An 11,664-nucleotide genomic window follows, 5' to 3' on the forward strand; every position below is an offset into this window, starting at 1 on the left:
CAAATGAACTGCAGCATGCCATCCATTTTGCGCAGCTTGAGGAGCTGATTCTGCGTCTGCCACAGGGGTTGGAAACCCCCTTGGGAGAAGGAGGGACAAAATTAAGCAGCGGAGAAATCCAGCGGCTGGCATTGGCGCGTGCCTTTCTTAAGGATGCTCCAATTGTGGTACTGGACGAACCGACCGCTCATCTGGACGCCGCTCTGGAACAGTTATTGGAGGAAAGTATTCTTCAGTTGTGTGCCGGACGGACGGTTTTGATGATTGCTCATCGTTTGCCAACCGTCATGCGTGCAGATCGTATCCTGGTTTTAGAGGGCGGCCGGATTGTCGAGCAGGGCAGTCATGCTCAACTGTACCAGCGAAATGATCACTACACTCGCCTTGTTCAGGGGTACGGAGGAGGATTGTGAAAACCACCCTGCGGCTTTTGGCATTGTTGAAACCCTTTGGGGGGTGGGTGCTGGTATCGGTGGTTTTGAATGCCGCAACGGTGTTTGCGGGTATCGGTTTGTTAGGCACTTCGGCAGACTTGATTGCGCGGGCAGCCTTGCAACCCGGCATTGCAGCTTTACAGGTTGCCATTGTGGGTGTCCGCTTTTTTGGAATTGCACGCGCGGGACTGCGCTATCTGGAACGGCTGGTTTCCCATTCGGTTAACTTTCGACTGTTGGCGCAGCTGCGGGTATGGTTTTACTCAAAAATTGAGCCGCTTTCTCCGGCTCGGCTGCAGGATTATCGTAGCGGGGATGTTCTGCAACGGGCGATTGGGGACATTGAAACGCTGGAGAATTTTTACGTTCGGGTGCTGGCACCGCCACTGAGTGCAATCCTGGTCACGGCAGGAATGGGCTGGTTTATCGGGCTGGTGGATTGGCGGCTGGGGCTGGTGCTGGCAGGAGGTTTGCTGGCAGGTGGAGGCGGTTTATCTTTGCTGGCGTTTTGGATTGGGCAGAGAACAGGCGTGGAGTATGTTCAGCATAAGGCGCGATTGAATGCGGAAATCGTGGCCGTTCTGCAGGGGATGGCGGATATTGTTGCGTATAGCCGAGAAGAAAAAGAAAAGGAACACCTCGTATCTCATCTTGCTGTAACCTCTCAGGCTCAGCGGAAACTGGTCTTGGGAAATGGGATCATCAACGGGTTGATGACCGTACTGACCAGCCTCACCCTTGTGATTGTGCTGAGTATTGGCACACAACTGGTCGGCAACGGCTCTCTGGAGGGCTACCGTTTGGCAATGCTGGCCATGCTGACCCTGGCGAGTTTTGAGGCGGTCAATCCGCTGCCGCAAGCGGCTCAACAATTACGCGGCAATCTCGAATCAGCCCGGCGATTGTTTGAAATCAGCGACCAGCCGCCCGCAGTGACTGAACCTCTTCAGCCGCAGGAAATTCCCGTGGTTGAACATCCCAGGCTGGAGATCAACAAACTCACTTTTCATTACCCGGGCCGGCCGCTGCCAGCTTTGAAGGAGATGGATTTATCCCTTTTCCCCGGAAAGAAGGTTGCTGTCGTTGGGGAAAGCGGGGCTGGTAAGTCCACCCTTGTTCAACTGGTGCTTCGCTATTGGGATTATGATGAGGGGGAAATTCGGATCAATGGATTGAACTACAAAAACCTCGATTCGACCCACATCCGCCGTTATTTTGGGGTTGTATCGGCTGCGCCATATCTGTTCAGCGCCACTGTCCGGCAGAATTTGTTGATTGCCCGCCCTGAAGCGGATGATCAGGAACTTTTCCGCGCTATCCAATTAGCGGGTTTGAGTGAATGGCTGAAGGCTTTACCCAATGGACTGGAAACCTGGGTTGGCGAACACGGTCAATTTTTGAGCGGAGGGGAGCGTCAACGACTGGCGGTGGCGCGTGCTTTGTTAAGCAATGCCCCCTTTATCCTGCTGGATGAACCAACTGCAGGCCTGGATTCTCTGAATGAGATCAGATTAATGAAAACCTTATTTGACCTCTTTCAAGAGCGGGGCGTATTATGGATAACTCATCGCTTAATTGGCATGGAACAAGTAGATGAAGTTCTTGTGTTGCAGGCAGGGCGGGTAATTGAGCGGGGAAATCATTACCGCCTGCTGGCGACAGGCGGTGTGTATGCCGGGTTATGGCAGGCGCAGCAGCGCGTGTTGTGGAATGCCGGACCTCACTTACTGGTTTAGGGCTGACATCATCGAAACCCGCAGAGCGATGCGGTAAATCTCCTTCAAGGCGGTTACTACTTCGGGGGGCTGTTGTTCTTCACTCTGGGCAATCAGCGCGGAAAGCATTTGCACAAATTCCGGGGTGACCATTTCGGATTTTTCCTGCAAGAGTTTCATGCGCTCATCATAACTGGGCGCTTCGAGTAACTGCTCAATCAGTGCCAGTTCAGGCGGCGGAGCAGATGCCTGTTCAAGAACGCCATTAACCTGTTGCAATTTGGCAATCCGATCCAGGTCTCCGTTGGAACGGGCGGCGTTCAATTCTTGCTGCAATACCTCAACAAAGTAGGCATCCAGTTCACCCAAATGTTCCTGAGTTGCGGTTTCAACATTTTCGGCAGCCAGAATCTGGTTGAGTAATTTGCGGCTGTCTTCCAGTTGCAGTTGAATCTGCTCATCCACTTTTCGAGTAAAGTCAAGCAGTTTTTGACGCAAGTTCTCAAGGCGGGTTTTTTCTTCATCGCTGGCTTGTTCAATTCGTTCGGCCAGCATCTGGAAGAAGGTGTAATCCATACCATTGCGGGTCATGGAGACGATGGTGCTGAGTTTGACATCACTTTCAGCGGTTTGAATAACCAGATCGAGCAATTTCTGGCGGGTAAAACCTTCTTTTGCGGCTTCCTGCAGCATTTGAACGGCTTGCTGGGCCTCTTCGGATTGATTTTTGATTTCCTGACCGATGGTGGTGTTGTCTAACAGTTCTTTCTGAATGGCAGCCAGAACTCTTGCTCCCCGCTCATCTCCTTGTGCCAGTGCGCTTTCGATCAGACGGGTGAGCAGAGAAAACATGCTGGCGTCAATCAAGGCTTCTTCCTGCTTGATGATTTCCAGGCGAGATTCGGCTTGCGGGGTGGAAAGAATGCGCTGAAGTAAATTGAGCCGTTTTTGTTGCTCGTCAATCATCTGGCGGGTGATGCCGTCAGCCTCTAATACCCGTTCAATTAAGGTTTGAAAGGTGAACATGGTTTGAGGACGCAGCAGGTAGGCTTTGCGTTTTTCCGGCGGTAGTTTGTTCATCACCTGATTGAGCAGCGGACCAATCAGTTTTTCCTGTTCATTTGCCGGTAAGCCCAGTTCCGAAGGGACAAACGTGAGCAATAATTCCTTTTCAGGGTCATGATACACAATGGGTGTGCCAAGCATACCTTCGTAGCCGCAGGCGGGACAATGAATCACATTGACCTGACCGCTGAGCAAGCGTTGTTTGGCTTGCGGGTTGACGTTCAAATCAAAAAGTTGCTCAATTTCTGTTACAACGGGGGCCTTACAACGGGGGCACTGGGTTTGAATCTTTGCCATTCGAATTCTCTCACCTTCTGTCAAAAAATAACTTAAAAATCTGGGGCGGGGTATTTCTTGCCCCAGCGAGCGGCGAATTTATACCGGGCTTCATTATACCACTTTCGGCGGGGCGGGTGTTTCTTCTGTACGCGGCAGCGAAAAACAAATCCGAGCGCCTTTGCCGCTTTCGGTATCCACCCAGATTTTCCCGCCATGGGCTTCGACAATGGCTTTGGTGAGGTAAAGGCCCAAACCGGCTCCTTTGGTCTGGCGCATGGCTTCAGGAGAGCGATAAAACCGGTCGAAAACATGCGGAATATCATCTGGCGCTATGCCCGGTCCCTGATCACTGACGCAAATGATGACGATATCCGGTCTTACCTGGCCACTGATGCGAATTTCTCCCTCCGGGGCATATTTGATCGCATTGGAAATCAAATTTGCCAGCACCTGACGCAGGCGGTTCTCATCCGCCAGAATTACCGGAAAATCTGGAGGAAAATCGGTCAGGATGGTGTGGCGGGTGGTTTGGATCTGCATCCGTTCAGCGGTGCGGCGGGCAAGGTCCGGGACGTTGACATCGGAGAGTTTGAGCGCTAATCCACCAGCCTGCAGACGGGAAGCATCCAGCAGGTTTTCAACCAGCAAGTCGAGGCGGTCGGCTTCTTCTTCGATTATTGCCAGACTTTCATTGACGATTTCACGATCCCAGCGGGCATCCTCCCGGCGCAGGGTGCTGACGTAACCCTTGATCAATGCCAGTGGTGTTTTAAGCTCATGCGAGATGATGGAGATAAACGTGCTTTTTAATTCTTCGGCCTGCCGGAAATGGGTAATATCGCGCAGAGTGGCGATGATATTCAACAATATCCCCTCCGAAATCAGCGGGGCATAGGTAATACCCACCGGTAGAGGGGGAAGCGAATCACTGCGGATGAGATCCCCTTCTACGTACAGGTGTGCGTGGGCTGTAAGCGGCCAGCCACCCGCCACCGCCTGTTCGAGAGTCATATCCCGGGGTGGTTTTGCCCAGCGGATAATTTCTTCGTGCGGTTTTCCCTGCATTTTCTCAATCGGGTGGTTGAGCAGTCTTGCCGCAGCCGGATTACTGCGTTCAATTCGCAGATCGGGGGCAAGGATGAGGATGCCATCGGCAACCGAATCCAGCAGGGCGTTCAACCGCTGGGTGGTGCGTTCGGATTGGGTATACAGTTGAGCATTCTGAACGGCAATGGCAGCCTGATCGGCAAAACTGCGCAACAGGGCGCGGTCATTGGCGGAAAAATTATCCGGATAAGAACGGAAGATGAAAATCACGCCCACAACGATCTGACGGGCTACCAGCGGCAGGACAACCCCATTCAACAGCCCCATGCTGGCCATACGCGCCAGTTCGCGCAAACGGCGGTTGATTTCGAGCAGTTCGAACTCGTCCGGGGGGGTATCTTCGGTAATCTGATCCAGATAGGGGGCAAGGTAACGCAAAAAGAGAGGCGGCAGGCCGTGCGAAACCGGAACGGTCCAGCTGCCGTGTTCATCCCGCAAGGCAATCAGTCCTGCCTGACCGGCCAGCATTTCAATTGAAATTGCCAGAATGCGTCCGAGCAGCTTTTCCAGATCGAGTTCCTGAGTCAGCGCGCGGGAAATTTCCAGTAAATAATCCCGTTGGCGGACACGAAAGTCAGGCAGTAGCATTCAAAAATCCTTTTAACAGGGCTGTGCTTCAGCCTCATGAACGGGCAGCAGTTCTTCCTCAGCCTGAGCAATGGCCTGTTCCAGTATTTCCAGACCCTCATCCAGCTCGGCCAGATTGACACTCAGCGGCGGTGAAATGCGGATGACATTTCTACCCGCGCCGAGGGTTAATAACCCTCTCTCAAATGCCAGGTCTACGATCCGGTCACGCAGGTCATCGGCGTGCAATTTGGTTTGACGGTCATAGACGAATTCAATTCCAATCATCAGCCCGATTCCGCGCACTTCGCCGATGGTGGGGTGCCTTGCCTGCATGACGCGTAATTTTTCAAGTGCATAGCTGCCGGCGCGGGTGGCGTTTTCCATCAGTTCATTTTCGATAATTTCAAGCGTTGCCAGCGCAGCAGCGCAGGAGAGCGGATTTCCGCCATAGGTATTGCCGTGCGAGCCCTTAGGCCAGGTAACGAGTGATTTTCGAGCTACCATTAACCCCAGTGGCATGCCGGAGGCAATCCCCTTGGCAACGCAGAAAATATCGGGTTCGACGCCAAAATGCTCAATCGCCCACCATTTACCGGTGCGCCCTACGCCGGATTGTACCTCATCGGCGATTAATAAGATGCCGTACCGATCACATAAACGACGCAGAGCGGGGAAGAAACCAGTCGGGGGTACGATATAACCGCCTTCTCCCTGAATTGGCTCAACCAGAATGCCGGCAACCGCATCGGCAGGCAGGATACGCCCCAGAATTTCCTCTTCGATGTAACGCACAACGGTTTCGCCGTAATCCTCACCCGGTCGGCTTGCCAGAATTGGGCGGTAGGGATCGGCAAACGGAACATGAACCACGCCGTTCATCAATGGGAAGAAACCGCGATGATAAGAGGCTTTGCTGGCGGTGAAGGTTACCGCACCCATTGTACGCCCGTGAAACCCCCCTAAGAAACCAATGAACTCCGTTCTTTTGGTGGTGTAGCGTGCCAGTTTAATGGCGGCTTCAATGCTTTCGGTACCTGAATTGGTCATAAAACTGACAGCGTCTTCTTCAAAGGGGGCAATTTCATTGATTTTCTCTGCCAGTTCAATCCATTTCTGGTGATAGAAATCTGAGGAAATGTGGATAAACTTTTCAGCCTGTTCTTGAATGGCTTTGACCACCTTTGGGTGAGAGTGTCCTGTGGAAACCACAGCAATCCCTGCTGAAAAATCCAAAAAACGGTTGCCGTCCACGTCCCAAACTTCTACACCCCGTCCGTGATCCATGACGAACGGATAACCCCGAGGATAGGATGGTGAAATTACAGCGTGATCACGCTCGATCCACTTCCGCGCTTGGGGTCCGGGCAGGTTCTTTAGCGGCATAAATCCTCCATAAATTATTGATTGGTCAGGTGATAAGGGTAGAGAAAACGAAATGATCTGAAATTGACAATCCTTGAAATGATTATAGCAAATCCGTTCAAAGGACAAACCGAAATATCCACAGGCGATTCCGACGTTTTAGCCTAAATGAGTTCGCTTTTCCAGCGTGGATGTGCCAAACAATCGGAACCGGTTTTGGAAGTCCTTACGGATCAACTCCGCTTTCAGCCAGTGCCAATGCCCCGACAAGGCCGGCATTATCCCCCAAATGGGCGGTTGTAATGGTCAGGTCATTCAGGTACGCCCGATCCATAATTCGTTCCAAAATTGCGGTGCGCAGCGGATCAATCAAGATTGGGCCGGCAGTTGAGACGCCGCCGCCAAGGATAACGATGGAGGGATTGAATAGATGTAAAAAATCGGCAATAGCATAACCGATATAAGTGCCGGCGCGGTTCATCGCTCGCAATGCCAGTTCATCCCCTTCGCGGGCAGCGTCGGCAACATCTTTCGCACTGATCGCGGTTTTTCCTTGCAGGGAAGAGGGAAATCCCAGCCCAATCTTCTCCTGCACCCAGCGGGCAATTGCCGTGCCGGAGGCCACTGCTTCCAGGTGTCCGCGCTGACCACAACTGCAGGACGGCCCTTCGGGTATGATGGTGACATGCCCAAATTCTGCCGCCAGACCGCGCGACCCAACCAACAACTGGTCGTTTATGATGACTCCGCCACCGATACCGGTACTGATGGTCAAATATAAAATATGATGGTGTCCTTGACCGGCGCCGTAGCGCCATTCCCCCAGGGCTGCCAGATTGGCATCGTTGCCGATGAGAATGGGTACTGAGAAATGTTCTGCCAGTAACTGGCGAATAGGGTAATTGACCCAGCCGGGGATGTTATTTGCGTCTATGATGACGCCATTTTCCGCATCAATGAAGCCGGGTACTGCCACACAAATTGCCCGGACATGGTGTGTATCTGCCCCAATTTCTTTAATCAGTTTGATGAGGCGTTCCAGCGGGGACTGGTCTTTATCGCGGGTGCGGATTTTGCGAACCTGCAGCGGGTTAATGTTTCCCCTCGCAAATAGAGCAACCCGTATTTGAGTACCGCCAATATCTGCTACAATAAAGTTATCCATGTCACAAATTATATCAGAAGACTATCACAAAATTTGACTGATCAACCGCCTGTCTGTTGACGCCGGATGAAAAGAAGATTATAAATAGATGTGGTATGCAGCCCGAAAAGATGCCCGGAATTCAACGTTTCTTTCAATCGGTCAGGCAGGAGTTGCGCTGGCTGACTCCGGGTATTGGGGTAAAACGCTGGCTGATTCCTCTCTTAATCGGTACAACGCTGGTGGCGTTAGGTTTAACGATGGTGGCACTGGATATTTACCGAAATGCGCCTGACACACTGCAACCCATGCTCTCGCTGCTATCCCTTCAGGAACTTGACCGCGGTATCCGGGTAATTGTGTTCTCGTTGGTGGGGATTGGGTTGATTCTTTACAGTGTGATCGGATTCAACCGTTCACTGCTGAAACCATTTATGCGTCCGGACAAACCGATTGTGGATACGGTCAGCAGTTACCGCAGAAAGGAAAAAGGCCCGCGCGTGGTGGTCATCGGTGGGGGGACAGGATTGTCTTCGTTGCTGCGCGGACTGAAGGAATATACCCACAACCTGACTGCGATTGTAACGGTAGCGGATGATGGAGGCTCTTCAGGCGCTTTGCGGCGCAATTTGGGGATTTTGCCTCCTGGTGATATTCGCAACTGTCTGGCGGCGTTATCTGATGATGAGGATTTACTGACCCAAATTTTTCAGTACCGCTTCAGTGAAGCAGCGGGAGTCAATGGGCACAGTCTGGGCAACCTGTTTATTTCAGCGCTGGCAGATATTACCGGTAGTTTTGAGCAGGCAGTTGCTGAATCGGGGCGGGTTTTGGCGGTTCGTGGCAGGGTGATGCCCTCAACTTTACACGATGTGCGGCTTGTGGCGGATCTGGTGGATCCTTCTACCCAAAAAGATATTCGTGTGCGTGGTGAAAGCAATATCCCCACCACTCCCGGCAAGGTGAAGCGTGTCTGGTTGGAACCTTCCAACCCCAAAGCCTATCCGATGGCGATTCAGGCAATTCTCAACGCTGAGCTGATTGTGATTGGTCCGGGCAGTCTGTTCACCAGTATTCTGCCTAATCTGCTGGTGCCGGATATTGCTGCGGCTGTCCATGCCAGCCGGGCATATAAGTTTTTTGTCTGCAATGTGGCCACCCAACCCGGTGAAACCGATCATTTCGACTGCCTTGATCATGTTCAGGCAATTGAAAAACATCTTGGCGGAAGGATTTTTGATCTGGTCATTTGTAATAATCGGGTCAGCGAACAACTGCCCGAAAAAGTTGAACCGGTTCTGCCCAACGAACGCTTGAGCGAGCAGTACCCGATTTATTGTGCGGATTTACTGGATGAAGTCCAACCCTGGCGGCATGATTCCAAAAAACTTGCCAGGGTCGTCATGGACCTGTTTTATGATCGAACGGGTCCGGTTTTCCAACGTGATGAAGAGCCGCTCCTGAGCGAAAGAAGCGATGTGAGAGGCTGATCCAATTCTTTTCTACAAAATAGGAGGTTTTACATGACAGTCAAAGTTGGTATCAATGGTTTTGGGCGGATTGGCCGCCAGGTTTTGAAAGCCATCCTGCAGTACTATCCCAATGAACTGGAAGTGGTGGCTGTCAACGATTTGTTTGACCCGCAGCAGAATGCCCATTTGTTTAAGTATGACTCGAACTATGGGATTTACCCGGGAAAGGTCGAAGTCGTAGGTAGTGACATCGTCATTGATGGCAAAGCCGTAAAGACCTTTGCGGAAAAAGATCCCGCCAAACTGCTATGGAAAGATCTGGGTGTGGATATTGTGATCGAATCCACCGGTGTGTTTACGGATGCGGTTGGTGATCCTGCCAAGGGTAAGCCCGGTGCGCGGATTCACATTGATGCCGGCGGGGCAAAGAAAGTCATCATCAGCGCTCCGGCGAAAAATGAGGACATTACCATTGTGCTGGGTGTCAACGATGACAAGTATGATCCTGCCAAGCACCATGTGATTTCCAATGCTTCCTGCACTACCAACTGCCTTGCCCCGGCTGCAAAGGTCGTTCATGAGAATCTGGGGATTATCTCGGCTGTGATGACCACCATCCACTCTTACACCAATGATCAGGTCATTCTGGATCAGGGCCATAAGAAAGAGATGCGCCGTTCCCGGGCGGCTGGCTTGAATATCATCCCCACCACCACCGGCGCAGCCAAAGCAGTCGCGCTGGTCATTCCTGAGCTGAAGGGTAAGTTTGATGGTTATGCCCTGCGCGTACCCACCCCGACAGTTTCCATTGTGGACTTTGTGGCAACGGTTGAAAAATCCACCACAAAGGATGAATTGAATGCCCTGTTCATTGAGGCCGCAAACGGCAAATTGAAAGGTATTCTGGGTGTGACCACCGGTTCGTATGCAGACCCATTGGTTTCGATGGACTTCAAGGGCGACCCGCGTTCTTCCATCGTTGACCTTCCTTCCAATATGGTGATGGGTGGTAATCTGGTTAAGGTGGTTACCTGGTACGATAACGAATGGGGTTATTCGTGCCGAACAGCCGATTTGGCTGCAATGATGGCCAAATCGCTCTAAACCCTTTTGGGAAGGCTTAACAATTGAGAAAATTGCAAGACCCCTTACGGGGTCTTGCAATGACATTTGCTGGAATTCACTGCCTGATTTTTTCTGTTCATTTCCCTGATGGGAGGAAAACATGTTCAACAAAAAGACTGTGCGCGATATTGATGTAAAAGGCAAAAAGGTTTTTGTGCGGGTAGATTTCAATGTGCCGGTCAAGGATGGTGTTGTGGGTGATGATACCCGTATTCGGGCAGCCTTACCGACCATCCAGTATCTTTTGGATCAAGGCGCTGCGGTAATCCTTGCCTCGCATCTTGGTCGTCCAAAAGGCGGGCCGGATCCAAAATATTCTCTCAAGCCGGTGGCAGATTATCTGGCGAATTTGTTGGGTAAACCGGTTGCCTTTGCGGAAGATTGCATTGGCCCGGTGGCTGAAGCGGCTGCTGCCGCCTTGAAGCCCGGCGAGGTGTTGGTACTGGAAAATACCCGTTTTCATCCCGAAGAAGAAAAGAACGACGAAGGCATGTCCAAAGCGCTTGCCAAACTGGCGGATATTTATGTCAATGATGCCTTTGGAACCGCACATCGTGCTCATGCCTCGACGGCGGGGATAGCCGCTTATCTTCCGGCAGTAGCCGGGTTTTTGCTGGAAAAAGAGATTAAGTACCTCGGGCAGGCGATTGATGATCCCAAACGGCCGTTTGTTGCAATTTTGGGTGGCGCGAAAATCAGCGATAAAATCGGTGTAATTAAAAATCTGCTCAAAAAAGCCGATACCATTTTGATCGGCGGCGGGATGGCAAACACCTTCTTCAAGGCGCAGGGTTACCCAATGGCCGATTCGCTGGTGGAGGAAGAGGCTTTGGAAACTGCCCGTCAGTTACTGGCGGAGGGCAAGGACAAAATTCGCCTTCCGGTGGATGTGGTGATTGCGGATAAGTTTGATGCCGAGGCTCAATCGCGGGTGATGCCGGTTGGCGCAGTACCGGATGGCTGGCGGATTCTGGACATCGGTCCGGAAACCGTTGACTCATATTCTAAGGTGATCAACGGCGCCGGTACGATCGTATGGAATGGTCCAATGGGTGTATTCGAGTTCCCCAGGTTTGCCGAAGGCACCTACGGCATCGCTAAAGCGGTGGCCTCTTCCGGTGCGATCAGCGTGATTGGCGGCGGCGAGTCGGTTGCTGCGATCAACCAGTCGGGTCTTGCTGATAAAATCACCCATATTTCAACTGGCGGCGGTGCATCCCTTGAAATGTTGGAAGGGCTGGAACTGCCGGGTGTGGCTGCATTGGCGGATAAATAGTTCAACCTCCTCCAAATTTTTAAGTTAAAAATAACGTGATCTCGGGATAAGATCAAAACCTTGCATGCAATACCAATCACCCCCACCTGCACCTCCCCCAAAATCGCGCCTGCGA

The 11,664-nt window shown here is 51.9% G+C and carries 9 protein-coding genes; 5 read left to right on the forward strand and 4 right to left on the reverse strand.

All coding sequences use genetic code 11. The features are described 5' to 3' along the window. Both VAE48_RS08690 and cydC read left to right on the forward strand, forming a co-directional pair. Window positions 1-413: ATP-binding cassette domain-containing protein (locus VAE48_RS08690; RefSeq protein ID WP_322792929.1), on the forward strand; the 413-nt coding region annotated here is incomplete at its 5' end. Continuing rightward, window positions 410-2,170, forward strand: a complete 1,761-nt coding sequence (gene cydC, locus VAE48_RS08695) for a thiol reductant ABC exporter subunit CydC (protein ID WP_322792930.1) — start codon at window positions 410-412, stop codon at window positions 2,168-2,170. The genes VAE48_RS08690 and cydC, both read left to right, overlap by 4 nt. On the opposite strand, the gene VAE48_RS08700 is transcribed toward cydC, so the two are convergent. From VAE48_RS08700 to VAE48_RS08715, 4 genes are all read right to left on the reverse strand, one after another. Continuing rightward, entirely contained in the window at window positions 2,159-3,511 is a 1,353-nt protein-coding gene (locus VAE48_RS08700; protein WP_322792931.1) for a CpXC domain-containing protein, read from the reverse strand. The two genes, cydC and VAE48_RS08700, sit on opposite strands and share 12 nt — an antisense overlap. A gap of 93 nt (window positions 3,512-3,604) precedes the next feature. Further along, a complete protein-coding gene (locus VAE48_RS08705) occupies window positions 3,605-5,188 on the reverse strand; it encodes an ATP-binding protein (RefSeq protein ID WP_322792932.1) in 1,584 nt (527 codons plus the stop codon). Between the two features lie 12 nt (window positions 5,189-5,200). Beyond that, entirely contained in the window at window positions 5,201-6,553 is a 1,353-nt protein-coding gene (locus VAE48_RS08710; protein WP_322792933.1) for an acetyl ornithine aminotransferase family protein, read from the reverse strand. A gap of 205 nt (window positions 6,554-6,758) precedes the next feature. Beyond that, the gene (locus VAE48_RS08715) at window positions 6,759-7,697 is read right to left on the reverse strand and encodes an ROK family protein (protein ID WP_322792934.1); all 939 of its coding nucleotides are present in this window, start codon (window positions 7,695-7,697) and stop codon (window positions 6,759-6,761) included. A gap of 110 nt (window positions 7,698-7,807) precedes the next feature. Here VAE48_RS08715 and VAE48_RS08720 point away from each other — a divergent pair, with 110 nt between their 5' ends. From VAE48_RS08720 to VAE48_RS08730, 3 genes are all read left to right on the forward strand, one after another. Beyond that, entirely contained in the window at window positions 7,808-9,166 is a 1,359-nt protein-coding gene (locus tag VAE48_RS08720; RefSeq protein WP_322792935.1) for a YvcK family protein, read from the forward strand. A 33-nt stretch (window positions 9,167-9,199) separates the two neighbouring features. After that, window positions 9,200-10,252: a type I glyceraldehyde-3-phosphate dehydrogenase gene (gene gap, locus VAE48_RS08725; protein WP_322792936.1), complete on the forward strand. Its 1,053-nt coding sequence runs from the start codon at window positions 9,200-9,202 to the stop codon at window positions 10,250-10,252. Between the two features lie 121 nt (window positions 10,253-10,373). Beyond that, window positions 10,374-11,549 (forward strand): phosphoglycerate kinase, encoded by a 1,176-nt coding sequence (locus tag VAE48_RS08730; RefSeq protein ID WP_322792937.1) that lies wholly within the window; start codon window positions 10,374-10,376, stop codon window positions 11,547-11,549. Window positions 11,550-11,664 lie beyond the last annotated feature (115 nt).

The organism is Bellilinea sp. (assembly GCF_034432615.1).
In the GTDB taxonomy this organism is placed as follows: Bacteria; Chloroflexota; Anaerolineae; order Anaerolineales; family Anaerolineaceae; genus Bellilinea.